Genomic DNA, 22,640 nt, shown 5'->3' with positions numbered 1-22,640 from the left:
GGCGGTCGAGAGGCGCGCGGTTGCGCTGTTGAATCGCGTAGCCCGCCGCAAGCCCCTTGCCCTTCCCCATTTCCCCGCTAGCCTTTCGCCACATCATAAAAAGGACCGGGCATGCGGCATATCGCGGTGATCGGATCAGGGCCGGCGGGCTATTATACCGCCGAAGCTTGCCAGAAGCAGTTCGGGGAGGATGTCCGGGTCGATATCATCGACCGGTTGCCGGTCCCCTTCGGCCTGATCCGCAGCGGCGTCGCGCCCGACCACCAGTCGATTAAGGGTGTCTCACGCCGGTACGAGGCGGTGGCACTGACCGACAATGTCCGCTTCGTCGGCAATGTGACGGTGGGCAGCGACGTCACCATTCCCGAACTCATGGGCCTGTACGACGCGGTCGTGCTGGCGACCGGCGCGCCGTCGGACCGACCGCTGGAAATCCCCGGCGCCGAACTGCCCGGCGTCACCGGATCAGCCGCGTTCGTCGGCTGGTATAACGGCCATCCCGATTTCGCAGGACTGGCCCCGCCGCTCGGGGGACCGGGCGCGGTGGTGATCGGCAACGGCAATGTCGCGCTCGACGTAGCGCGCGTGCTGGCCAAGACGCGCGCGGAGTTTGCGGGATCGGACATCGTCAGCCACGCACTCGATGCACTCACGGACTCGGGGATCGAGACGATCACGCTGCTCGGTCGTCGTGGGCCCCACCAGATCGCGATGACGCCCAAGGAGCTGGGCGAGCTGGGAGAGCTCCAACGCGCCGCCCCGGTGGTCGACGCCGCCGATTTCCCGCCCGAACTCGACGACGCACTGCTCGAACCCGGCCTGCGCAAGTCTGTGACGCATCTGCGCAACTTCGCCGGCGCCAGCATCGACAAACCGGTGCACATCGTCTTCGACTTCTTCGCCATGCCGGTGCGGATCGAGGGCGATGGCCGCGTCGAGCGGGTGATCGTCGAGCGCACCCGGCTGGACGAACGCGGCGCGGCGGTCGGCACGGGCGAGACCTATGCGATTCCCGCCACCCTTGTCGTATCGTGCATCGGATATCGCACGCCGCGGATCGAGGGTGTGCCCTATGACGACCGCGCCGGGCGCTTCGCCAATGACGAGGGGCGCGTGCTGCCGGGCCTCTATGCGGTCGGCTGGGCGCGCCGCGGACCCACCGGCACGATCGGCACCAACCGCCCCGACGGCTTCGCGATCGCCGAGAAGATTGCCGAGGACGTTCCGCACGGCAGCGGCAAGGGCGGCCGCCCGGCGCTCGACGCGCTGCTGGCATCGCGCGATGTCGAAGTCGTCACCTTCCGCGACTGGCAGAAGATCGACGCCGCCGAAATCGCCGCCGCGCGCATCGATTCTCCGCGTGAAAAGTTCACCAGCGTGACCGGAATGCTCGACGCGCGGGGCGGGTAAAAAAGCGATCGGAGGCGCTTGCAAGGCCCGATTGCTGCGGTTATAGGCGCGCCTCCAAGCGGCGCGGTCTGCCCACCCGGGGCCTTTGACAAGGACTGCGCCGCTCAGTCGGGGAATAGCTCAGCCTGGTAGAGCACTGCCTTCGGGAGGCAGGGGCCGGAGGTTCGAATCCTCTTTCCCCGACCATTTATCTATCGCTTTACTGGGAATAGGTTTCCGGTTAGAAGACCTCCTGTCGCGGCCGCCGTGCAACCGGGCCGCGCGCCTGAGCGCATCGCGTTCGAACGGGAGATGTTCCGGCCATGACCGCACTGACCCTTACCGCCCCTGCAGACCGTTTCTCAATCCTCACCATCGCCGATCGCCGGGCGGGCGCGCCGGTGTGGAGCGATCGTTTGGGCTGGCCCGTCGAAGGCGACACGCACCTCGCGCTCGATACGCGCAGCGCGTCGCAGCGGAACCTGTGGGCCAGCCGTATCGACGATGCCGTGCTGAACGCCGATCGTGCGGTACTGCTGGTTGCCGAGGGGCTGGGATGCGCGGCCGCTGCCTGGTGGGCACGCCTGTCGCCGCGGCATTATGCCGATCGGGTAGCCGGCGCGCTGCTGTTCGACCCGGTCCAACCGACCGGTACGGAAGGTGCGCTGCTCGCCTCGCCGCGCGTGCTCCTCCCCTTTCCTTCCATGGTCGTGACCGGACGGGACCGCATCGGCCAGGCTTCCGACATGCAGCAGCTGGTCGATGGCTGGGGCAGCCGCATGCTGATCGCCGATCGCCGCCGCTCCCCAGGCGCGTGGCGGGCGGCGCAGCGGCTCTTGACGCGGATGACCGCAGCGGTGGTCGCCCGCGATATCGACCGCGGCCTCGCCCTGCGCGGCGAGTAACCGCTACGACCCCTCGCCGCCCAGCCGGGCGACCAGCTGCTAGGCGGCACCGCACTTGCCGCTAACCGCGCGGCGTGAAATCCTCGACCAGCTGATAATGCTCGCCGGGGAATAGCTGACGCGCGAAGGTGACCGGCGCCTTGCCGCGCCATGTCCAGCGCTCGACCTGGAGGCACGGTGCGCCTTCCTTTAGCTTCAGCCGTCCTGCCGCTTCGGCAGTGGCGCCGACCGCCGCGATCCTGTGGCGCGCATCCGTCCAGGGGATGTGAGCCAGCAACCAGCTTCCCGGCGCGGTCGCGGAGAAATCCGCCTCCGCCGCGCCCGGCGACGCCGCGAGATCGAGCCAGCGCTCCTCCCAGCCAAAGGGAGCCTGCCCGGCATGATGGACGCCGGTCAGCACCAGCCAACCGCTGCCCGACCCGCGCACCGGGAAGCCCGTCGGCGCGCGGCGCTGGAGGTTCACCGTCAGCAGTTCCCAACGATAGGCTTCCCCACGCGCTTCGATCAGCGCGGCGATGTCGGGCACGCCGACCACGGGCGTGCGGATCGACGGGCGCGCGACGAAGCTGCCGGCGCGGCGCTTGCGCTCGATCAGCCCTTCGCGGGCGAGGCGGGAGAGCGCCTTGTTCGCGGTCGCGCGGGCGCAGCGATAGGCCTCCATCAGTTCGTGCTCGGTCGGCACGCGCGTTCCCGGGCCCCATTCGCCCGAGCGGATGCGTCCCTCGATCTCGCCGCGTATGCGCGCCTCGATGCTCATGCCAGCAGGTCCCGCAGCGCCGTGCGATAGCGCGCCTCGATCGCGTCGCGATGGCGGTGCCGCCCGCGCTCGACCTGCTTGACGCCGGCGCGCCAGACGCAGTCGATCGGGCGGCGGCTGGCAAAGATCCAGCTGTCGATCAGCGCGTCGCCGCTACGCCCCTCGAACGCGGGATCGTCGCGGTCGAGCGAGACGATGTCGGCCGGGCGCCCGGCGGCAAGCCCCGTCTCGACGCCCAGCGACTGTCCACCGCCGCGCAGCGCCGCGTCGAAGAGGCGCGCGCCGGTCGAAGGTCGCGCCGCACTCGCCAGCCGGTTGCGTCCGCGCAGGGTCAGGCGCTGGCCATATTCGAGCAATCGCAACTCCTCCGCCGCATCGATCCGCACGTTGGAATCGCTTCCCACCCCGATCGCGCCGCCCCTATCGAGGAAGTCGCCCGCCGGGAACAGCCCGTCGCCCAGATTCGCCTCGGTGATCGGACACAGTCCGGCGACCGCCCCGCGCGCCGCAATGTCGGTGACCTCGCCCGCATCGACATGGGTGGCGTGCACCAGCGTCCAGCGTGCATCGACCGGCGCGGCGTCGAGCAGCCACCGCACCGGGCGCCGACCGCTCCACGCGATGCAATCCTCCACCTCCTTCACCTGTTCGGCGATGTGAATATGCACCGGCCCGCCATTGGCGATGGGGAGCAAGGCGCCGAGCTCTTCGGGCGTCACCGCGCGCAGGCTGTGGGGCGCGATGCCGATGACGCCGTCCTGCACCAGCTTGGCTCTCGACCGCTCCACCAGATCGGCAAAGCCGTCGACGCTGTTGATGAAGCGCGCCTGCGCCGCCCCTGGCGCCTGCCCGCCGAACCCGCCATGCGCGTAGAATACCGGCAGCAGCGTGAGGCCGATCCCCGCCGTCTCCGCCGCCGCCGCGATCGCCCCACTCATCTCGGCGATATCGTCGTAGCGCGATCCGTCGGGCGCATGGTGGAGATAGTGGAACTCGCCGACCCGCGTGAACCCGGTCTCGAGCATCTCGGCATAGGCCAGCGTGGCGATCGCCGCGCACTGGTCGGGTCCGATCTTCGATACGGAGCGGTACATCAGCTCGCGCCACGACCAGAAATCGTCGTTGGAGGCGCCGCGGACCTCGGTCAGCCCGGCCATGGCGCGCTGGAAAGCGTGGCTGTGCAGGTTCGGCAGGCCCGGCAGCGCGGCGAAGTGCCGCTCGTCTTCTTGCGCGGGATCGACCCCGACCTCGACCCGCTCGATCCGCCCTCCCGCCAGCGTCAGCCGGACCCGATCGGTCCAGCCATGATCCAGCAGCGCAGTTTCGAACCAGAGCGTCATGCCGAATATGTCTAGACATAATGGTCGCACTGTCCAACACTAAACGCCATGCCGACTCCTGCCGACATCCTGTGGCGCAACGCCCGTCTTGCCACCATGGCGGGCGACGATCTGGGCGTCGTCGAGCGCGGCGCCGTGGCGGCGCGTGGCGGCACGATCGCCTGGGTGGGCGCAGACGCCGACGCTCCCGATGCGGCGACGATCGTCGATTGCGACGGGCGCTGGATCACCCCCGGGCTGATCGACTGCCACACGCACCTCGTTCATGCCGGCAGCCGCGCGAAGGAGTTCGAGGCGCGGCTGGACGGTGTGAGCTATGAGGAGATTGCCCGCGCCGGTGGGGGCATTCTCTCGACCGTCACCGCGACGCGCGCGGCGAGCGAGGACGACCTCGTCGCCACCGCCCTGCCCCGGCTCGACCAGCTGATCGGCGAAGGTGTCACGACGGTCGAGATCAAGTCCGGCTATGGCCTGACGCTCGAGGATGAACTCAAGATGCTCCGCGCGGCGCGGCGCTTGGGGGAGGCGCGCGGCGTGCGCGTTCGCACCACGTTGCTCGCGGCGCACGCGATACCGCCCGAATATAGGGGCGACGCAGAGGGCTATATTGACCTGGTCTGTAACACGATCATCCCAGCCGCGGTCGGCCTTGCCGACGCCGTCGACGCCTTTTGCGAAGGGATCGGTTTCACCGCGGAGCAGACCGATAGGGTGCTCGCCGCCGCCGTCGCGCACGGTCTGCCGGTCAAGCTGCATGCCGAACAGCTCTCGAACCTCTCCGGCGCCGCGCTCGCCGCCCGGCATGGCGCGCTGTCGGCCGATCATCTCGAACATCTCGACGGTCCCGGCATCGCCGCCATGGCGGCGAGCGGCACCGTCGCCACGCTGCTCCCCGGAGCCTTCTACTTCACGCGCGAGGAGCGCCGCCCGCCGGTGCAGGCGTTGCGCGACGCGGGCGTGCCGATCGCGATCGCGACCGACTGCAATCCCGGCACCTCGCCGATGGCGTCGATTCTGCTTGCGGCGAGCATGGGCGCGACCTTCTTCCGCCTCACCGTCACCGAATGCCTGCGCGGCATCACCATCAACGCCGCCCGCGCGCTCGGCCTGTCCGGAAGCGTCGGCACCATCGAGCCGGGCAAGGCGGCGGACTTGGCCATTTGGGACGTCACCGACCCCGCCGAGCTGGTCTACCGCATCGCCGCCAACCCCCTTCATGCACGAGTTTTCGCAGGCCAATGATCCGTCCCGGCAACACCCCGCTCAGCACCTGGAACGCGATCTATCGCGGTGAGCCAGCGCCGCTCGACCCGTCGTGCCACGACAAGATCGCGGCCAGCGCACAGGCGGTCGAGGCGATCCTCGCCCGGCACGCGCCGGTCTATGGCATCAACACCGGCTTCGGGAAGCTCGCCAGCGTCCGCATCGGCGACGAAGACCTCGAAACGCTCCAGCGCAACATCGTGCTCAGCCATGCGGCGGGCGTCGGCGATCCGATGCCCGCGCCGGTCGTCCGGCTGATGATCGCGCTCAAGCTCGCGAGCCTCGCGCAGGGGCATAGCGGGGTGAAGCCCGCGACGATCGGGATGCTGCAGGACATGCTCGACCGCGGCATTACGCCGGTGATCCCGGCGCAGGGCTCGGTCGGTGCGAGCGGCGATCTGGCCCCGCTCGCGCATCTCGCCGCGGCGATGATCGGCGTCGGCGAGGTCGATATGGGTCCGCGGCGCATTCCGGCGCGCACGATGCTCGGCGGCCTCACCCTCGGCCCCAAGGAGGGACTGGCGCTGCTCAACGGCACGCAGTTCAGCACCGCCTATGCGCTCGCCGCGCTGTTCGAGGTCGAGAAGCTGTTCCGCGCCGCTCTGGTCACCGGCGCGTTGTCGACCGAGGCCGCCAAGGGCTCCGACACGCCGTTCGATCCGCGCATCCACGCGGTGCGCGGCCATCGCGGCCAGATCGAGGTGGCGGAAGCGCTCGCGGGGCTGATGGACGGCTCCGCGATCCGCGCCTCGCACCGCGAGGGGGATGAGCGGGTGCAGGACCCCTATTGCCTGCGCTGCCAGCCGCAGGTGATGGGCGCCTGCCTGACGCTGATCCGTCAGGCTGCCGACACGTTGGCGGTCGAGGCGAACGGCGTGACCGACAATCCGCTGATCTTCACTGATGGCGCATCCGGGGGCGAGGCCCTGTCGGGCGGCAACTTCCATGCCGAACCGGTGGCGTTCGCGGCGGATATGCTCGCGCTCGCGATCTGCGAGATCGGCAGCCTCGCCGAACGCCGCATCGCGATGCTGGTCGATCCCGCGCTGTCGGGCCTGCCCGCCTTCCTCACCCCGCGCCCCGGGCTCAACTCGGGCTTCATGATCCCGCAGGTTACCGCCGCCGCGCTGGTGAGCGAGAACAAGCAGCGCGCCTACCCCGCCAGCGTCGATTCGATCCCGACCAGCGCGAACCAGGAGGATCATGTGTCGATGGCCGCGCACGGCGCGCGCCGCCTGCTCGACATGACCGCGAACCTCGCCCACATCCTCGGCATCGAATATCTCGCGGCGGCGCAGGGGTGCGACTTCCACGCGCCGCTCGCGTCCAGCGAACCGCTCGAGGCGGCGCGTGCGCTGCTCCGCGAGCAGGTGCCGCATCTGGAGGACGATCGCCACTTCGCTCCCGACATGGCGCTGGCGACCGCGCTGGTGAACAGCGGCGCGCTGGGCGACCGGCTGCCAGGGATCGAACCATGATCGTCACCGTGCGCGGCGAAGGGCCGCTGATCGTCAGCATTCCGCATGCCGGCCTCGAGATTCCCGAGGAGATCGCGCCCAGGCTCGTGTCGCCGGCGCGCGCGCGCCACGACGCCGACCTTTATGTCGATCAGCTCTATGCCTTTGCGTTCAAGCTCGGCGCGACGCTGATCCGCACCACCACCTCGCGCACCGTCATCGACGTCAACCGCGACCCCAGCGGGCAGACGCTCTATCCAGGCCAGTTCACCACCGGCCTGTGCCCGCTGGTCACCTTCGACGGCGACCCGCTCTACCAGCCGGGGCAGGAACCCGACGCGGCCGAGATCGCACGCCGCCGCGCCGCTTATTTCACCCCCTATCACGAAGCGCTGCGCACCGAGATCGATCGCCTGCGCGACCTGCACCCCGCCATCGTCCTCTACGAAGCGCATTCGATCCGCAGCGTGGTGCCCAAGCTGTTCGACGGACGCCTGTCCGAATTCAACATCGGCACCAACAGCGGCCAATCCTGCGCCCCCGAACTCGCCCGATCGATCGCCGCGATCTGCGCCGAGCAGCAGCGCAGCCATGTGGTCGACGGTCGCTTCAAGGGCGGTTGGACCACGCGCCATTACGGCCAGCCCGACAAGGGCGTCCACGCCATCCAGATGGAGCTGGCGATGCGCACCTATGTCGAGGAAGTCCCCGCCGCCGACTGGCCACCGCGCTGGGACGATGTCCATGCCGCGCAGGCGCACGCCGCGCTCCGCCCGATCCTCTCCGCCGCCATCGACTTCGCGAAAGCCCAGAAATGACCACCCGCACCGACAATAGCCGCCGCATCAAGGCACCCACCGGCCCGCAACTGACCGCGAAGAGCTGGCTGACCGAAGCGCCGCTGCGGATGCTGATGAACAATCTCGACGCCGATGTCGCCGAGGCGCCCGAGAGCCTCGTCGTCTATGGCGGGATCGGGCGCGCGGCGCGCGATTGGGACAGCTATGACAAGATCGTCGAGACGCTCCGTCGCCTCGACGACGACCAGACCCTGCTCGTCCAGTCGGGCAAGCCGGTCGGCGTGTTCCGCACGCATCGCGACGCGCCGCGCGTGCTGATCGCCAACTCCAACCTCGTGCCCCATTGGGCGACGTGGGAGCATTTCCACGAGCTCGATCGCAAAGGGCTGGCGATGTACGGCCAGATGACCGCCGGATCGTGGATCTATATCGGCACGCAGGGCATCGTTCAGGGCACCTACGAGACCTTCGTCGAGGCGGGGCGCCAGCATTATGGCGGCGACCTGAGCGGCAAATGGATCCTGACTGCCGGGCTTGGCGGCATGGGCGGCGCGCAACCGCTCGCGGCGACGATGGCGGGCGCATCGTGCCTTGCGATCGAATGCCAGCCGAGCCGGATCGAGATGCGGCTGAAGACCCGCTATCTCGACCGTAGCGCGACCAGCATCGACGAGGCGCTGGAGATCATCCGGACCAGCGACACCCCGGTCTCGGTCGGCCTGCTCGGCAACGCCGCGGAGATTCTGCCCGAACTGGTGAAGCGCGGCATCCGCCCCGACATGGTGACCGACCAGACCAGCGCGCACGATCCGGTCAACGGCTATCTCCCCGCCGGCTGGACGCTGGAGGAGTGGTTCGCCAAGCGCGAAACCGCCCCGCACGAGGTCGAGGCCGCCGCTCGCGCGTCGATGGCGACGCATGTCCGCGCGATGCTGGCGTTCGAGGAGATGGGCGTCCCCACCTTCGACTATGGCAACAATATCCGTCAGGTGGCGAAGGATGCGGGAGTCGCCAATGCCTTTGCCTTTCCGGGCTTCGTGCCCGCCTATATCCGTCCGCTGTTCTGCCGCGGGATCGGCCCGTTCCGTTGGGCGGCACTGTCGGGCAATCCCGAGGACATCCACAAGACCGACGCCAAGGTGAAGGAACTCCTCCCCGGCAACCACCACCTGCACAACTGGCTCGACATGGCGAAGGAGCGGATCGCGTTCCAGGGCTTACCGGCGCGCATCTGCTGGGTGGGCCTGGGCGACCGCCACCGCCTCGCGCTCGCGTTCAACGAGATGGTGGCGAGCGGCGAACTCGAAGCCCCGATCGTCATCGGCCGCGACCATCTCGACAGCGGATCGGTCGCCAGCCCCAATCGCGAGACCGAAGCGATGATGGACGGCAGCGATGCGGTGTCCGACTGGCCGCTGCTCAATGCCCTGCTCAACACCGCGTCCGGCGCGACCTGGGTCTCACTCCACCATGGCGGCGGCGTCGGTATGGGCTATTCGCAGCATTCGGGCATGGTGATCGTCGCCGACGGCACGCCCGAAGCGGCACAGCGGCTGGAACGCGTGCTGTGGAACGACCCGGCGACCGGCGTGATGCGCCATGCGGATGCTGGGTATGAGATCGCGAAGACCTGCGCGATGGAAATGGCGCTGGACCTGCCGGGAATCGGCTGACCCAAGCGAGGTACTATTTCGATCTGATGTCGCGCCAATACTCGTCCGCGACATCCGCGTCGATCTCGACCGGCATTCTGCTTTTCGGATACAGCCGGTCCGCACCGTCCCTGCGCGGCCCCGAAATCCAAAAATGGGCACCATTATCCTCAGCGATATAATTATATTTGTACCCGCCTCCGGCCTTGCGGAATGTCCGACCCTGATAGTGAACAGAGCGTCCGGTCTTTGATAGTGTCACTCGACCGATCCTGGCCGGACCATTGAACCCTTCCGACTTGTCTTCGATGTACATAATACGCGTCTGGAGCTTCGGCATGGCGTTCGTACTGTCAGCGTTCCAGCAAAATGGGAAGCTACGTCACCAAGCCCGCCCCCGCCAGTTCGCCACATGCGCCCCGGCAAGCAACAGGCTCCCCGCCACCGTCACGCCCGTCTCGACCGCCGCCCAATCCTCGAACGCCAGCCCCGCGGCCAGCAGGACCAGTCCCATCACGCCGACGAACAGCGGCGTCATTCCGCGATGCCGCCGCCACCCCTCGATCAGCGCGAAGGCGCTGGTCGGCACGGCGAACGCGAGCACGCCGAAGTGAAAGCCCTCGCCCAGATCGAGCCGGCCAGCCACCGCGGGCAGCACCGCGATCAGCAGCGGCAATACAAGGCAATGCGCAAGGCACAACGCCGACGCGCCGACCGCAAGCCCGTCGAACCACCGCGCTATACTCATCCGCATCCACGCACACTCCATCGCTCGCGGCGCAAATGATACTTCATATCATCGATTGCAAGGGACGAGCGGACAAAACCGGCCTTGCAATGTTGGAATTCAACTGATGCACTGTAGACCTCGACAGCCCACCGGGCGGCCCGCTCTCTGAATCCGCCATATCCCCTCGCGCGCAGGAGCCCGCGCTACGGCAGCCATTCAAACGCGTTCGTCCACACGACAGAAGATAGGGTGCATGAAGTGATGAGAAAATTGATGGTGAAGATTTTAGATAAAGAAGAGCCGCATATTTACATTCAATTGCCTATTGACGATGAGCGCGGCGAGAATAACACAATCTCAAAAAGTATAGACGTCACCAGCGAGCTCAATTTGACATGTGAGCAAACTGTTCGCTTTGACTTGGACGAAGATGGAAACCTGTTATCGATAGAAATATTTTGAATAAATCGCGGACTTTGCAGATTTTGATATCCGGTTGCCGGGTCAACTTCGGACGGGAAACGCCGGAGCCTCGGGCGGCACCGCCGCGTTGCGCCAGCGCGCCACCGGCACCGTCTCGACCCCGCCCTCCTGCGTCTTCCGCCGCTGGATCAGCGTCGCGCCCTGCTGCGCGGTGTCCCCGATCGTCGCGCGCACGCGGACCCAGAAGGTGTTCGACGCAAAGCCCGTCCCCGGCGGCTGGGTGATGTTGAGGTCGGACAGCTCGCGCAGCGTCACTTGGCCGTTGCGCTTGCGGATCGCGACCAGCCGCTGCGCCGCGACGGGATCGGCGAACAGGAAGGCAAGCAGTTCCTCGTCCGCCGCGTTCAGGTTGATCGTGGTCTTGCCGGGCAGCGCGGTTACCATCCGCTCGAGCCGCGCGATCGCGCCTGCATCCACCCCGGGCAGCAGGCGAATCGGACGGATGTCAGTGACCGGCCCCTGGCTGCGGACATAGGCGATCGCCTCAACCGTCTGCTGCTCGTCCAGCCCGGCGATCGCCGCCAGCTTCTGGAACAGGATCACCGGCACCGCATCGCCGCTGCGCAGCGAATTGACGTTGAACCGCCCCTCGGCGTCGCTCACCGCGAGGTCGAACGTCCCCCCGTCGATCGCCGCCCCGCTCGCCCCGATCGACGCCCAGGCCTCGCCCGCATGATCGACCTCCGGCGCCGCCAGCGCATCGCGCTGCAACGCCGCGATCGCCGACAGTTCGCCGCCGCGCACGATCGCCGCTGCCCGCGCGGCCTCGCGGCTGCGCAAGGCGCGGTCGAGCGCCAGTTCCTCGCGCCCGATCATCAGCAGCACCAGCCCGCTGGCGATCGCCACGAACATCAGCACGTTGATCAGGATCATGCCCTGCTCGTCGTCGCGGCGCGTCATGGCGCGTCGCCCTCGGGCCGGACCGGCAGCGCGACCACGCGACGCAGCATCCCCTGTGGCCCACGCGCGCCGGTCACCTGCATCTCGACCTGCACCGCGCGCGGCCATTCCTCTTTCCGCTCGGCTGCGGGCGGCCAGCGATCGATCCAGCTCTGCCCGTCGAGAAAGCGCCAGCGCACCCCGCCCACCCCGTCGAGCAGCAGTTGCGGCTGCGGCGCGGACCGCACCAATGCTCCGCCCGCCGCATCGTAGCGCAGCGGCACCGGCGCCCCGCCCATCCCCGCCGCGACGCGGGTAAAGGAGATGCCGGCGCCACCGCCGCTCACTTCGCCGCGCGCGATCTGGTCGAGGTCGCTCTGGATGACGAACATCGCGCGCTGCAGCGTCGCGGTGCGGTCAAGCCGCCCCTCGGTGCGCGCCTGCACCCCCATCACGCTTTCGAGCAGCGCCAGCCCCGCCACCGCGATCAGCGCGAACAGGCCGAGCGAGATGATGAGTTCGAGAAGGGTGAATCCCTCCTCGCCCGCATCCGGTTTCACGCCCCGAGGCTCACTGCCACAGGCGTATAGCCTTGTGGCCCTGCGAGCAGGATCGACAGTTCTCGCGCCACGCTGCCGTCGCTGCGGAACCGCGCATTGCCGGTGACGCAGGGGTAATTGGTTTCCGCCAGCAGCGCGGCTTCGTCGAGCGAACCCTTGGCGCGCAGCAGCTTGACGATCCCGCCGGCGTCATAGGCCAGCGCGGCCAGCGCGCCCGGCGTACCGCCATGACGCGACCGGAACTCACCCGCGAACTTGCCGAACGCGGCCGGATCGGGGCTGGCGATCCACGCCCCGTCCAGCGCCTCGAGCGCGGCAGGCCGGTGGTCGAGCGCCTGCACCGTGCCGAGCAGTTGGATGCCCGTCGCCTTGAGGTTGCGCGCCGCCGCCAGCACCGCCGCGCCGCTGCCGGGCAGCAGCACCGCGTCGGGCGCATCCCCGGCTTCGGGCAAAGGCGCGCCCTCGGTCACGGTCAGCACGCGGACATCGACCCCGATCTCGCCCTGCGCCTGCCCCGCCGCCAGCGCCGCCGCCGCGCTCCACGGCGTGCTGTCGTCGATCACCACGATGTTGCGCACCCCACGCGACCGGGCATAGCGCAGGATCGCGCTCGTCACCTGGGCCGGGGTAATGCCGAAGACGAAGCTGCCCGGCCCGCGCGCCACCGCGTTGTTGGTAAAACCGATCACCGGCACGCGCCGCGCGACCTCGCTCGTCACCGCGGTTAGTTCCTCCGCCGTCACCGGCCCCAGGATCATTGCGCTCTTCGCCTTGAGCGCATTGCGCGCCGCCAGCGCCGCGCCTTCGGGCGTTCCGCCGGTGTCGTAAGCTGTCAGTTCCGGCCCAGAATCCGCGAGCAACACCGCCTGCCGCATGCTAAGGCCCAGCGCGGCGCGCGGCCCGCTCAGCGGCAGCAGCAGCGCCACCGGCCGCTTGTCACGCTTGACCTTGTCGGCTGCAAAGACGGAGGGACTTGCGAGCAATGTCGACGGCACCATCAGCCCTGATCCGATCAGAGACAGCAGGTCGCGACGGCGAATCGCCATCGGCTGTGGCGGGCTCAAGTTCATCCTGGTCGGCACGGCGGCGTCTTACCGTCTTCGTCGTGCTCGGCATAGCCGCTTATGTCCTGGCGATGATCGCGACGATGCCCGCCAGCGTGGTGGTGAAGAACCGGCCCTGGCGCACCGGCGTTGCCGGAACCGTGTGGAACGGCGAAGTCGGCGTCGCGGGCGGCAGCAAGTTCGAATGGCACTGGGCGCCGCTCCGCTCGCTGACCAGCCTGGGCTTCGCGGCGGACTGGACCGCGACCGGCCCGGACACCGATATGGGCGGCCGTGCGCTGGCGGGCCTTTCGAGCACGATCCTCGACAAGGTCAGCGGCAGCAGCCACGCCGCACTGCTTCAGGCGCTCCAGCCCAACCTCCCCTTCACCTGCGATATGGTGATGCAGGTCGAGTTCGATCGCATCGCCATAGGCGGATCGAACCAGGGCATCGATGGCCGTCTGACCACCGACGCCGGGACCTGCACGCCCAAGGGCGGCGGGGTGCCGGTGGCGGTGCCGCCGCTGATGCTGACCGCGGAAAAGATCGGCGCGACGACGCAGATCCGCGTCACCCCGCGCGCGCAGCGGAGGCAGGTGCTGCTCGACGCAACGCTTGCCGAGAACGGCGCGCTGACCCTGCGGATGACCCCGGACGGTGCGCGGGTCCTGCCGTTCGCCGGGCTGCCAGGAGGGGCGAGTATCGCGGGGGAACTGTAGGCCCATCGTCACCCCGGCCCTGTGCCGGGGTCCACTCGGCCTCACGCCCTGCCCTCAAGTCTTGAGGGTCGCCATCGGGTAGCCATGGATCCCGGCACAGGGCCGGGATGACGACGGTCTCCTACAACGTCACCAGATCGTTCAAATTGATGATCGGCAGCAGGATCGCCAGCACCATCATCAGCACCATCCCGCCCATCAGCAACAGCACCATCGGCTCGACCAGCGCGACCAGCGCGGTGGTCACCGCGTCCAGTTCGCGATCGAGCTCGTCGGCGGCGCGCGACAGGGCCGGGCCGAGCTTCCCCGACGCCTCGCCCGAAGCGACGATGGCGGTCAGCATCAGCGGGAACACCCCCGCCTCGCTCATCGCGGCGCGCAGGCTGATGCCCTCGCGCACCCGCGCCGCGACGTGCATCGCCCGCGCGCGCACCCACAGGTTCGGGGTCACCGCGGCTGCGGCGTGCAGTGCTTCGACCAGCGGCACCGCGCTCTCGACCAACGTCGCGAGACTCCCCGCGAAGCGCGCGGCGTTATGCTGGCGCGAAAAGCGGCGGAACGGCCAGCGCTCGGTAAAGCCGCGATGCACCTTGAGCCGGTTCGCCGGAATCGCCGCCCAGCGGTTGAAGACGAAGAAGGCGACCAGCCCGGCGAGCAGCAGGTAAAGCCCCCACGCCTGCAAGAACCCCGACACCGTGATCAGCATGCGCGTCAGCAGCGGCAGGTCGGTCCCGCGCGACACGAACACGTTGACGATGTCCGGGATCACATAGACCAGCAGCAGCACGATCACGCCCAGTGACACGGTCGCCAGCAGCCCCGGATAGAGCAACGCCAGCTGCAGCTTCTGCGCATTGGCCTGACGGTTCTCGACGAAATGGGCGAGATGGGCGAGCACTTCGGTCAGCTTGCCCGACGCCTCTCCCGCCGCGACCGATGCGCGATAGAATTCGGGAAAGGTCTTGGGATGCGTGCCCAGCGCGCTGGCGAAGCTGCGCCCGTCCAGGATCGCGCCCCGCACTTCGAGCAGGATGCCCGACACGCGCTGCGTCTCGGACTGGCTCGCCGCCAGCCGCAGCGCCTCCTCGACCGGAATGTCCGATCCGACCAATGTGGAGATCTGCCGCGTCGCCGTCGCCAGCTCGCGCGCGCTCATCCCCGACCGGCCGAATTTGGGGAGCTGGATGCTGCCGATCGAGCGCCGTTCCCCCGCCGCCTCGACGCTCAGCGGCAGCAGTCCCTGGTCGCGCAGCAGGGCGCGCGCAGCGGCGGCGCTGGAGGCCTCGACGGTGCCCTTTTTCTGCGCGCCGCTTCGATCCGCAGCGCGATAGGCGAATGCGGCCACTAACCCTCTTCCCTCACGACCCGCGCGACTTCCTCGACTGTCGTCACCCCGGCTTTCACCTTGTCGACCCCGTCGTCGAGCAGCGACGGGTTGTCCCGCCGCGCATGCGCCTCGATGTCCGCCTCGGACGCGCCGTCATGGATCATCGCCTGGAATTTCTCGTCCACCGCGACGACCTCGTACAGCCCGGCACGGCCGCGATAGCCGTCGCCATGGCACTCGTCGCAGCCTTCCGCGCGCCACAGCGTCTCACCGGCGCGGATTCCTCCGCCCAGCAGTAGCACATCGCCCTCCCCCGCCACATCCTGTCGCCGGCATGTCGGGCAGAGCCGCCGCACGAGCCGCTGCGCCGCGACGCCGACCAGCATCGGCGCGAGCAGATAGCGCTCGACCCCCATGTCGATCAGCCGCGTCACCGATCCCACCGCGCTGTTGGTGTGCAGCGTCGACAGCACGAAATGCCCGGTCATCGCCGATCGCACCGCGACTTCCGCCGTCTCCTGATCGCGAATCTCGCCGACCATGATCACGTCGGGATCCTGGCGCAGGATCGCGCGCAGCCCGCGGGCGAAGGTCATGCCGGTACGCGCATTGACCTGCGTCTGCGCGACGCCCGCCAGCTCATATTCGATCGGGTCTTCCACCGTCATGATGTTGCGCTTGCGGTCGTTGAGCCGCTGGAGCGCGGCATAAAGGCTGGTCGTCTTGCCCGATCCGGTCGGACCGGTGACCAGGAGCATCCCGTGCGGCCGTTCGAGCAGACGCGCAAACACAGTGCGATCCCGCGCGCTCATCCCCAGCGCCTCCATGTCGAGACTGAGCGAACCCTTTTCGAGCAAACGCATCACCACCCGCTCGCCATGCTGGGTCGGGATGGTGGAGACGCGCGCGTCGACATCGTGCCCGCCGATGCGCAGCGTCACGCGCCCGTCCTGCGGCACGCGCTTCTCGGCAATGTCGAGCTTCGCCATCACCTTGATGCGGCTGACCAGCAGCGGCGCCAGCTCGCGGCGTGGCTCCAATTTATCGCGCAGCACACCGTCGATGCGGAAGCGGACGACGACGCGCTTTTCCTGCGTCTCGACATGCACGTCCGACGCACCTTCCTTCACGGCCTCCAGCAGCAGCGCGTTGATCAGGCGGATGACCGGCGAATCGTCGCGCGAGTCGAGCAGATCGTCGACCGCCGCGGCGCTGTCCGCCAGTGCTGCCAGGTCCATCCCGCCCAGGTCGAACTCCGCCGCCGCGCCCGCGCTGCCTGAATAGCTGGCGGCAAGCGCCTGGTCGAACTCGGCCTCCGCCACCGGCACGAACCGCACGCCCGGCGCAATCCGCTGCACCTCGAGCAGCGCGTCGAGCGCGGCGTCGGGGCGATGGACGCATTCCAGACCCCCCGCCCCGGCGCGCAGCACCACGCCATGGTTGCGCGCATAGCCATAAGGCAGGCTCGGCGCATCCAGCGTTACCGCATTCACTGGCTAAACTCCACGCTGGCAACGACGCGGCCCGGCGCGCCGCCCCTGGTCATCTCGACCCGGCGCGCGCGCAGCACGGTGGTCCGCTCGACATTGCCGATCCAGCCGATCACAGCCTCATAGGGCGCCTCGGCGACCTGCGCAGTGACCCCTGCCCCGCCCGGCGCGATCGTCGCGACCAGCCCCGCCTCGCGCGCGGCATCTCCCGCGGCGTCGATCGGCGCCCCCGCGCGCTGTTGCGGCTGGCTGCCCGGCGCGGCAAGCACGCCGGCCGCACGCACCCGCGCCGCCAGCGTTTCGCGGGCGCGGATATCGGCGATGGCATCGGCACGCGCCGCCTGAAGCGGCTTCACGATCCCGAACACCAGCACCAGCACCGCGAGCAGCCCGCCCAGAATGCCGACGAGCCAGCGTTCGCGGGTGGTCAGCCCGGCCCACCATAGCGAGGTGCGCAGCGACAGGCTGTCGAGAGCGGACAGGCGGATGATCCGGATCATGCCGCGATGCTCACGCGGATCGCGCCATCGGCTCCGGCCGCCACCTGCCCGGATACACCCGCAGCCTGCAGCGCGCCGCGGATGCGCGCCGCCAGATCGGGCGCGCCCGGCTCCACCTCGAGCACCAGCGCGCTCCCCTCGAACCGCATCGCCCGCGCCGTCACCGCGCTCGACAGCGGCGCCAATGCTCGCGACAGCTGCGTCACCGCAGGCACGAACCCGCCCGGGGGAGCACCCGGCGCGGGCAGCATCTCGACGACCGTGCGTTCGAGGTCGCCGTTGAGCGGCGTACCCGGGGCGGCCTGCGCCACTGCGGTCCGAACATCCTCGGCGCGGCGCTCGGCGATGACGCGCAGCATCACGGCATCGGCCGCCGCGATCACCGTATGTGCGGCGATCCCCGCCGCCGCGATCCACGCGAACCGCTTGAGCCAGCTGCTACCGACGACCGCGCGCCGGGCATAAATGCCCTGCCGCAGGTCGAGCGCGGGCTGCATCAGCCGCTCGGCCAGCCCACCGCCCCCGCCGCTATAGGGTTGCTGCGGCAATTCGCCGATCGGCGCCGCGCCCAGATTCCAGATGCGCGGACGTCCCGCCGCTTCCCAGGCCGGACCGACCAGCGCGGTCGGGGCGGCAAAGCCGGTTCCGTCGCCGCTGCGCACCACCACCCGGCCATCGCCCGCCTCGGCGCACCACTCAGCCGGCCCCGGCATCGGCAACGCCAGCGGATCGGGGACCAACGCGGCATGTCCCAGGCCCGCAACTTCCGCCGCCTCGACCCATTCGACCATCTGCGCATGCCGGACCACTGCGACCAGATATTTGCGGGGCGCGATCTCCGCACCGATCGCGAGGTGGACCGATTCGATCGGGTCGGCGATACGGTCCTCGATCGCGAACGGCAGCGCCTCGATCCGCTTGGCGCGCGACGCCACCGGCAGATCGACCGCGAGCAGCAGCACCGATTCGCCCGGCACCAGCATGGTTGCAGGGCCGTCGGGCTCGGCTATGATCGGTCGCCCGCCCGCCAGCGTCCACACGCCGCCGGACGGCACGTCCGCGAACTCCGAAATGGGTTGGCCCGTCATGCTTTGAGGAGTCCCGGCTGTAACATGGCTTTCACGATGAACCCGCATGGGGCCGCGATGCGCATAATATTAAAACAATTCCATGACACCGTGACAGTCGATGCTGCGAAGAGCAAGCATCCCCCGGTGCCAAAGGGCGAGGCCGGGCTCACCCTGCTCGAAATGATCGTCGTGCTCGTCATCATCGCCATCGTCGCGGGGTTGGTGACGATGAATGTCGTCGGCCGCCCCGACCAGGCACGGGTGACCACGACCAAGACCGATCTCGTTACCCTGTCGAGCGCGCTGACCACCTATCGCCTCGACAATGGCCAGTATCCGACCACGACCCAGGGGCTGAAGGCACTTGTCGAAAAGCCGACCACGCCGCCGCTGCCGACATCATGGCCGGACGGCGGCTATGTCCGCAGCGATCCGGCCGATGCGTGGGGCAACCCGTATGTCTATGAATCCACCGGCTCCAGCTTCACGCTGAAATCGCTCGGCCGCGACGGCAAGCCCGGCGGCGAGGGCATCGACGCCGATCTCGATTCGCGGGATCGGTAGCGCCCGTGCCGGGGGGACGCACGACCAGTGACGAGCAGGGCATGACCCTGATCGAGATGCTGATCGTGCTCGTCATTATCGGCGTCGTCGCCGGTGGCGTCGCGCTCGGCATCGGTTCTGCAACCCGCGCGCCCTCGGTCGAGACCGAGGCGCGCCGCCTTGCCCTGCGCCTGCAGGCGGCGGCGGACGACGCGATGATCGGCGATCGCATCATCGCCTTCACGATCGAGAAGGATGGTTATGGCTTTGCCGCCGTCGCCCGCGACGGCACGATGGCGCCGCTGTCCGATGGGCTTGCCTTCCACCGGCTGCCGGGCGGGATCGCGGTGCAGCTCGACGTCACGCCCCCGGTGATGATGGGCGTCGACGGGTCGGGCAAGCCGCTCAATGCGACGATCAGCAATGGCGAGCAGGTCTGGATCGTCCGCTACGACGGCATGACCGCCATCGCCGAGCGCGCGCAGGCGGCAGCGCAACCGTCATGAACGAAGACGGCTTCTCGCTGATCGAGGCGCTGGTCGCGCTCGCGGTGCTCGCCATCGCCAGCGTCGGCCTGATCCGCGCGGTCGAGAGCCATGTCGATTCGACCCGCGGCCTCGAACGTCGCGCCGTAGCGATGTGGGTCGCCGAGAATCGTCTCGCGGAACTCCAGATCGGCGATCCGGCGGCGGCGCAGAAGCAGGTCGACCTGCTCGGCCAGCAATGGCAGGTCGCGGTCGCTCGCACGCGGACGGAGGATGCGGCGATCGACAAGGTGCGGATCGACGTGATCCCGGTGGGCGAGCGTTCGCCGCTTGCATCGCTCGACGGCTTCGTGGAGGGCGGCGGAGCATGATCCGACTCCCGGTCCTCCCCCCGCGCCAGGCGCGCACCGCGCTCGATATCTTCGCCGCGGCGGTGGTCGTCTCGGTCGCGGTCGCGCTGGCGGGCCTGACCTGGCGCATCGCCGGGCATGCCAGCACGGGCGCCGTCACCGTACCTTCCGGCGCGCGCCCGGTGACGATGGGCGCAGACCTGACCCCCGCGCTCGCCTTCGCCCCGTTCGGCAAGGGCGCGATTGCCGATGCGACCCAGCCGACCGGGCTCCCGCTCAAGCTCAAGGGCGTGTTCGCCGCCGTCCCCGCCGCACTTTCCGTCGCCTATATCGAGGTCGGCGGGGAAGCGGCCAAGCCGTTCCGGATCGGTGAGGCGCCGGGCGGCGGAACGATCGAGGGCATATTGCGCGACCGCGTGATCCTGCGCGTCGGTGGCAACATCGAATATCTCGCCTTCCCCGATCCGACGCTGACCGCTGAGCAGCAGGCGAGCGCTGCGGCCCCGGCCCAGCCCGCTCCGGCCGCGGTCGGCGCCCCTGCCCCCCCGCCCGCCGCGGCCGCGGCAGCGCTCTCCAGCATGACCCCGGCCCCGGGCGGCGGGATGCAGGTCGGCGCGAACGCCCCGCCCGGCCTTCAGGCCGGCGACGTCATCACCTCGATCAACGGCACGCCGCTGACCGGTCAGTCCAGCGCCGCTTCCGCCTTTGCCGCCGCCCAGGGCCGCAGTTCCGTTCAAGTCCAGATCACCCGCGATGGAAAGCCCGTGACGCTGACCATCCCGACCCGCTAGGTATCCCACCGTGCCGTACATGATCCGCAAGACCGCACTCGTCCTCGCGCTCGCCAGCATGACTGCGCAGCCAGTACTCGCACAGCAGGCCGAAGCCGCCGACATCGTCGTCAACATGCGCGGGGTGGAGATTGCCGACGTTGCGGACCAGATCTCGCGCCTCACCGGCCGCACGCTGATCCTCGACCCTGCAGTCAAGGGCAGCGTCACCGTCACCTCGGCAAGCCCGCTCTCGCCGAACGGCGTGTGGGAGCTGTTCCAGTCGGTGCTGCGCGCAAACGGCTTCGCGGCGGTGCGCTCGGGCCGCGCCTGGCGCATCGTCCCGGCGGGCAACGCCGTGCGCGACGGCGGCGTCTCGTCGCGCTCGGCGTCGGGGCAGGAACTGGTGACGCGCATGATCCGCCTCGCCAATGTGCCCAGCGCCGAGGCCGCGCGCGTCGTCCGCCCGCTCGTCGCGAGCTTCGGCAGCGTCGAACCGCTGGCGCAGCCCAACGCCGTCGTCGTCACCGACTATGCGGACAATGTTCGCCGGGTGGAGGCGATCCTGCGCTCGCTCGACGGCACCGGCAGCGGCCTGACCTTCGCCACCATCACGCTGCGCAACGGCAGCGCGCCCGAAGTGGCGCAAGCGCTCCAGACCGTGCTGGGCGATGCCGCGTCGGGCGGCGCGCGCGTCGCGGCGGATGCGCGCAGCAACACCATCATCGTGCGCGGATCGCCCAGCGCCGTCGCCGATGCGCGCCGCATGGCCGCCTCGCTCGACGCCCCCGGCGGCGCGACGCCGATGACGCGCGTCTTCCGCCTCAACTATGCCGATGCCGAATCGGTGACAGAAGTTCTCAGAGGCATTCTCGGTCAGGAGCCCGGCACCACCAATCCTGTCGCGCGCAGCCTGTCGGCGTCGCGCAGCAACCCGCGCAGTCCGACTGGGGTGCTCGGCGGCCTGATCGCATCGGGCGGCACCAGCCCGGCCGAGACTGCTGCAGCGGCGGCGGCCGCCGCCAGCCAGGCGCAACTCGGGCAGCAACAGACCGAAACGCCGCAGGGCTTTTCGACCCCCGAACTCACCGTCCAGCCCTCGCCCGACATCAACGCGGTCGTGGTGCGCGGCACGCCAAGCGCGATCGCAGCGATCGAACAGCTGATCATCGATCTCGACGTGCGGCGCCCGCAGGTGCTGATCGAAGCCGCCATCGCCGAAATCACTGGCGACGAGGCCGAGGCGCTGGCGGTCCAGCTCGGCACGAGCGGTGCGGCGCTCAGCCAGATCGAAGGTGCCGCCACCTCCTTTGGCGGGATCGGTCAGGCGTCGCTCAGCCAAATCCTCGACACGCTGGACGTCCCGATCGCCGCCGCGCTCGGACCGGGGCTGACCGCCAATCTCGCGATCGGCAACGACTTCTCGATCCTAGTCCAGGCACTCGGCACCTCGTCCAAATCCAACCTGCTCTCGACGCCGCAGATCACCACGCTCGACAACAAGGTCGGCGAATTCATCGTCGCGCAGGAGGTGCCGTTCGTCACTGGATCGATCCTGACCGATTCGAGCGATGTGCGACCCTATACGTCGATCGAGCGCAAGGATGTCGGCATCACGCTCAAGGTGCTGCCGCGCATCAATGCCGGCGACACGATCCGGCTGGAGGTGGTGCAGGAAGCATCGTCGATCGCCGCGACGCAGCTGTCTCAGGCGACCGACCTGATTACCAACCGCCGCGCGATCACCACCACAGTGCTCGCCGATAACGGCCAGACGATCGTGCTCGGCGGCCTGACATCCGACGACTATGGCCAGGTGAAGAGCCAGGTGCCGATCCTGGGCGACATCCCGATCCTTGGCGAACTGTTCAAGAGCCGTCGCGAAAGCCGCCAGAAGCGCACGCTATTCATCTTCCTCAAGCCCACGATCCTGCGCAACGGCGAGGATGCAGCGGCAATCGCAAAGGCCAAATATGCGCGGCTCCGTGCCGAGGAACTCGACCTCAACTCGCCCAGCAACCTACTGCTGAAGCCGCTCCAGCCGCGCCTGACGCTGGAGATCGACGGAATCTACTGATCGCACGGCCCACTTGCTCGATGTCTGATTTCCTCGGAAGAAATCTGC

The 22,640-nt window shown here is 68.9% G+C and carries 24 protein-coding genes and 1 tRNA gene; 14 read left to right on the top strand and 11 right to left on the bottom strand.

Annotated features, from left to right (window positions below):
- The first annotated feature begins 111 nt into the window (after positions 1 to 111).
- The 3 genes from ABS767_RS17020 (at position 112) to ABS767_RS17010 (ending at position 2,294) form a co-directional block, all read left to right on the top strand.
- Positions 112 to 1,410 (top strand): FAD-dependent oxidoreductase, encoded by a 1,299-nt coding sequence (locus ABS767_RS17020; RefSeq protein WP_408080539.1) that lies wholly within the window; start codon positions 112 to 114, stop codon positions 1,408 to 1,410.
- A 109-nt stretch (positions 1,411 to 1,519) separates the two neighbouring features.
- A tRNA-Pro gene (locus tag ABS767_RS17015) sits at positions 1,520 to 1,596 on the top strand.
- Positions 1,597 to 1,712: 116 nt separating this feature from the next.
- On the top strand, positions 1,713 to 2,294 hold the full coding sequence (locus ABS767_RS17010) for an alpha/beta hydrolase (RefSeq protein WP_408080537.1): 582 nt from the start codon (positions 1,713 to 1,715) through the stop codon (positions 2,292 to 2,294).
- A gap of 61 nt (positions 2,295 to 2,355) precedes the next feature.
- Here ABS767_RS17010 and ABS767_RS17005 read toward each other — a convergent pair whose 3' ends face one another.
- Together ABS767_RS17005 and ABS767_RS17000 are read right to left on the bottom strand one after the other, a co-directional pair.
- Positions 2,356 to 3,051, bottom strand: a complete 696-nt coding sequence (locus tag ABS767_RS17005) for a UTRA domain-containing protein (RefSeq protein ID WP_408080535.1) — start codon at positions 3,049 to 3,051, stop codon at positions 2,356 to 2,358.
- Positions 3,048 to 4,391, bottom strand: a complete 1,344-nt coding sequence (locus ABS767_RS17000) for a formimidoylglutamate deiminase (protein ID WP_408080533.1) — start codon at positions 4,389 to 4,391, stop codon at positions 3,048 to 3,050. The genes ABS767_RS17005 and ABS767_RS17000 overlap by 4 nt, the downstream gene beginning before the upstream one ends.
- Positions 4,392 to 4,439: 48 nt before the next feature.
- On the opposite strand from ABS767_RS17000, the gene hutI reads away from it, so the two are divergent.
- The 4 genes from hutI to hutU are packed head-to-tail and all read left to right on the top strand — an operon-like array spanning position 4,440 to position 9,584.
- On the top strand, positions 4,440 to 5,633 hold the full coding sequence (hutI, locus tag ABS767_RS16995) for an imidazolonepropionase (RefSeq protein WP_408080532.1): 1,194 nt from the start codon (positions 4,440 to 4,442) through the stop codon (positions 5,631 to 5,633).
- Positions 5,630 to 7,132 (top strand): histidine ammonia-lyase, encoded by a 1,503-nt coding sequence (hutH, locus tag ABS767_RS16990; protein ID WP_408080530.1) that lies wholly within the window; start codon positions 5,630 to 5,632, stop codon positions 7,130 to 7,132. Before hutI ends, hutH begins: the two co-directional genes overlap by 4 nt.
- Entirely contained in the window at positions 7,129 to 7,929 is an 801-nt protein-coding gene (hutG, locus tag ABS767_RS16985) for an N-formylglutamate deformylase (protein WP_408080528.1), read from the top strand. The genes hutH and hutG overlap by 4 nt, the downstream gene beginning before the upstream one ends.
- Positions 7,926 to 9,584: a urocanate hydratase gene (gene hutU / locus ABS767_RS16980; RefSeq protein WP_408080526.1), complete on the top strand. Its 1,659-nt coding sequence runs from the start codon at positions 7,926 to 7,928 to the stop codon at positions 9,582 to 9,584. Before hutG ends, hutU begins: the two co-directional genes overlap by 4 nt.
- Positions 9,585 to 9,597: 13 nt before the next feature.
- Here hutU and ABS767_RS16975 read toward each other — a convergent pair whose 3' ends face one another.
- Together ABS767_RS16975 and ABS767_RS16970 are read right to left on the bottom strand one after the other, a co-directional pair.
- The gene (locus ABS767_RS16975) at positions 9,598 to 9,903 is read right to left on the bottom strand and encodes a 1-deoxy-D-xylulose-5-phosphate synthase (RefSeq protein WP_408080524.1); all 306 of its coding nucleotides are present in this window, start codon (positions 9,901 to 9,903) and stop codon (positions 9,598 to 9,600) included.
- A gap of 42 nt (positions 9,904 to 9,945) precedes the next feature.
- The gene (locus ABS767_RS16970) at positions 9,946 to 10,311 is read right to left on the bottom strand and encodes a MerC domain-containing protein (protein WP_408080522.1); all 366 of its coding nucleotides are present in this window, start codon (positions 10,309 to 10,311) and stop codon (positions 9,946 to 9,948) included.
- 231 nt (positions 10,312 to 10,542) lie between these two features.
- Between ABS767_RS16970 and ABS767_RS16965 the strand changes: the two genes are divergently transcribed.
- Positions 10,543 to 10,755, top strand: coding sequence for a hypothetical protein (locus tag ABS767_RS16965; protein ID WP_408080520.1), 213 nt, complete (start codon positions 10,543 to 10,545; stop codon positions 10,753 to 10,755).
- Positions 10,756 to 10,797: 42 nt separating this feature from the next.
- On the opposite strand, the gene ABS767_RS16960 is transcribed toward ABS767_RS16965, so the two are convergent.
- From ABS767_RS16960 to ABS767_RS16950, 3 genes are read right to left on the bottom strand one after another with little or no spacing between them, the layout of a single operon-like run.
- Entirely contained in the window at positions 10,798 to 11,676 is an 879-nt protein-coding gene (locus ABS767_RS16960; RefSeq protein WP_408080518.1) for a type II secretion system minor pseudopilin, read from the bottom strand.
- Positions 11,673 to 12,215, bottom strand: coding sequence for a type II secretion system protein GspJ (locus tag ABS767_RS16955; RefSeq protein ID WP_408080516.1), 543 nt, complete (start codon positions 12,213 to 12,215; stop codon positions 11,673 to 11,675). The genes ABS767_RS16960 and ABS767_RS16955 overlap by 4 nt, the downstream gene beginning before the upstream one ends.
- Positions 12,212 to 13,261, bottom strand: a complete 1,050-nt coding sequence (locus tag ABS767_RS16950; RefSeq protein WP_408080514.1) for a penicillin-binding protein activator — start codon at positions 13,259 to 13,261, stop codon at positions 12,212 to 12,214. Before ABS767_RS16950 ends, ABS767_RS16955 begins: the two co-directional genes overlap by 4 nt.
- Positions 13,262 to 13,266: 5 nt before the next feature.
- Between ABS767_RS16950 and ABS767_RS16945 the strand changes: the two genes are divergently transcribed.
- Positions 13,267 to 13,980, top strand: coding sequence for a hypothetical protein (locus ABS767_RS16945; protein ID WP_408080512.1), 714 nt, complete (start codon positions 13,267 to 13,269; stop codon positions 13,978 to 13,980).
- A 121-nt stretch (positions 13,981 to 14,101) separates the two neighbouring features.
- Here ABS767_RS16945 and ABS767_RS16940 read toward each other — a convergent pair whose 3' ends face one another.
- The 4 genes from ABS767_RS16940 to gspL are packed head-to-tail and all read right to left on the bottom strand — an operon-like array spanning position 14,102 to position 18,385.
- Positions 14,102 to 15,325 (bottom strand): type II secretion system F family protein, encoded by a 1,224-nt coding sequence (locus tag ABS767_RS16940; RefSeq protein ID WP_408080510.1) that lies wholly within the window; start codon positions 15,323 to 15,325, stop codon positions 14,102 to 14,104.
- Positions 15,325 to 16,800, bottom strand: a complete 1,476-nt coding sequence (locus ABS767_RS16935) for a GspE/PulE family protein (protein ID WP_408080508.1) — start codon at positions 16,798 to 16,800, stop codon at positions 15,325 to 15,327. The genes ABS767_RS16940 and ABS767_RS16935 overlap by 1 nt, the downstream gene beginning before the upstream one ends.
- Positions 16,797 to 17,297 carry a type II secretion system protein GspM gene (gene gspM / locus ABS767_RS16930; RefSeq protein WP_408080506.1) on the bottom strand — a complete coding sequence of 167 codons (501 nt, stop codon included), beginning with the start codon at positions 17,295 to 17,297 and terminating at the stop codon, positions 16,797 to 16,799. Before gspM ends, ABS767_RS16935 begins: the two co-directional genes overlap by 4 nt.
- On the bottom strand, positions 17,294 to 18,385 hold the full coding sequence (gspL, locus tag ABS767_RS16925; RefSeq protein ID WP_408080504.1) for a type II secretion system protein GspL: 1,092 nt from the start codon (positions 18,383 to 18,385) through the stop codon (positions 17,294 to 17,296). Before gspL ends, gspM begins: the two co-directional genes overlap by 4 nt.
- Before the next feature lie 90 nt (positions 18,386 to 18,475).
- Here gspL and gspG point away from each other — a divergent pair, with 90 nt between their 5' ends.
- From gspG to gspD, 5 genes are read left to right on the top strand one after another with little or no spacing between them, the layout of a single operon-like run.
- Positions 18,476 to 18,931, top strand: a complete 456-nt coding sequence (gspG, locus tag ABS767_RS16920) for a type II secretion system major pseudopilin GspG (protein WP_408080502.1) — start codon at positions 18,476 to 18,478, stop codon at positions 18,929 to 18,931.
- 5 nt (positions 18,932 to 18,936) lie between these two features.
- Positions 18,937 to 19,416 (top strand): prepilin-type N-terminal cleavage/methylation domain-containing protein, encoded by a 480-nt coding sequence (locus ABS767_RS16915; RefSeq protein WP_408080500.1) that lies wholly within the window; start codon positions 18,937 to 18,939, stop codon positions 19,414 to 19,416.
- A complete protein-coding gene (gspI, locus tag ABS767_RS16910) occupies positions 19,413 to 19,766 on the top strand; it encodes a type II secretion system minor pseudopilin GspI (RefSeq protein WP_408080498.1) in 354 nt (117 codons plus the stop codon). The genes ABS767_RS16915 and gspI overlap by 4 nt, the downstream gene beginning before the upstream one ends.
- Positions 19,763 to 20,536 (top strand): type II secretion system protein N, encoded by a 774-nt coding sequence (locus tag ABS767_RS16905; RefSeq protein WP_408080496.1) that lies wholly within the window; start codon positions 19,763 to 19,765, stop codon positions 20,534 to 20,536. The genes gspI and ABS767_RS16905 overlap by 4 nt, the downstream gene beginning before the upstream one ends.
- A 19-nt stretch (positions 20,537 to 20,555) precedes the next feature.
- Positions 20,556 to 22,592, top strand: coding sequence for a type II secretion system secretin GspD (gene gspD, locus ABS767_RS16900; protein WP_408080494.1), 2,037 nt, complete (start codon positions 20,556 to 20,558; stop codon positions 22,590 to 22,592).
- Positions 22,593 to 22,640 lie beyond the last annotated feature (48 nt).

Origin of the sequence: Sphingomonas plantiphila (genome assembly GCF_046000505.1) — a bacterium.
Taxonomy (GTDB): Bacteria; Pseudomonadota; Alphaproteobacteria; order Sphingomonadales; family Sphingomonadaceae; genus Sphingomonas; species Sphingomonas plantiphila.
This window is presented reverse-complemented; position numbering and strand designations above follow the sequence as displayed.

What these genes read in the sequence shown, in the direction of transcription:
- ABS767_RS16950 (WP_408080514.1), bottom strand. Translation starts at nt 13,261, where the DNA reads ATGGCGATTCGCCGTCGCGACCTGCTGTCTCTGATCGGATCAGGGCTG.
- gspI (WP_408080498.1), top strand. Translation starts at nt 19,413, where the DNA reads ATGAACGAAGACGGCTTCTCGCTGATCGAGGCGCTGGTCGCGCTCGCG.
- ABS767_RS16960 (WP_408080518.1), bottom strand. Translation starts at nt 11,676, where the DNA reads ATGACGCGCCGCGACGACGAGCAGGGCATGATCCTGATCAACGTGCTG.
- ABS767_RS17005 (WP_408080535.1), bottom strand. Translation starts at nt 3,051, where the DNA reads ATGAGCATCGAGGCGCGCATACGCGGCGAGATCGAGGGACGCATCCGC.
- hutU (WP_408080526.1), top strand. Translation starts at nt 7,926, where the DNA reads ATGACCACCCGCACCGACAATAGCCGCCGCATCAAGGCACCCACCGGC.
- hutG (WP_408080528.1), top strand. Translation starts at nt 7,129, where the DNA reads ATGATCGTCACCGTGCGCGGCGAAGGGCCGCTGATCGTCAGCATTCCG.
- gspD (WP_408080494.1), top strand. Translation starts at nt 20,556, where the DNA reads ATGATCCGCAAGACCGCACTCGTCCTCGCGCTCGCCAGCATGACTGCG.
- gspL (WP_408080504.1), bottom strand. Translation starts at nt 18,385, where the DNA reads ATGACGGGCCAACCCATTTCGGAGTTCGCGGACGTGCCGTCCGGCGGC.
- ABS767_RS17010 (WP_408080537.1), top strand. Translation starts at nt 1,713, where the DNA reads ATGACCGCACTGACCCTTACCGCCCCTGCAGACCGTTTCTCAATCCTC.
- ABS767_RS16975 (WP_408080524.1), bottom strand. Translation starts at nt 9,903, where the DNA reads ATGCCGAAGCTCCAGACGCGTATTATGTACATCGAAGACAAGTCGGAA.
- ABS767_RS17000 (WP_408080533.1), bottom strand. Translation starts at nt 4,391, where the DNA reads ATGACGCTCTGGTTCGAAACTGCGCTGCTGGATCATGGCTGGACCGAT.
- ABS767_RS17020 (WP_408080539.1), top strand. Translation starts at nt 112, where the DNA reads ATGCGGCATATCGCGGTGATCGGATCAGGGCCGGCGGGCTATTATACC.
- gspM (WP_408080506.1), bottom strand. Translation starts at nt 17,297, where the DNA reads ATGATCCGGATCATCCGCCTGTCCGCTCTCGACAGCCTGTCGCTGCGC.
- ABS767_RS16905 (WP_408080496.1), top strand. Translation starts at nt 19,763, where the DNA reads ATGATCCGACTCCCGGTCCTCCCCCCGCGCCAGGCGCGCACCGCGCTC.
- hutI (WP_408080532.1), top strand. Translation starts at nt 4,440, where the DNA reads ATGCCGACTCCTGCCGACATCCTGTGGCGCAACGCCCGTCTTGCCACC.
- ABS767_RS16970 (WP_408080522.1), bottom strand. Translation starts at nt 10,311, where the DNA reads ATGAGTATAGCGCGGTGGTTCGACGGGCTTGCGGTCGGCGCGTCGGCG.
- hutH (WP_408080530.1), top strand. Translation starts at nt 5,630, where the DNA reads ATGATCCGTCCCGGCAACACCCCGCTCAGCACCTGGAACGCGATCTAT.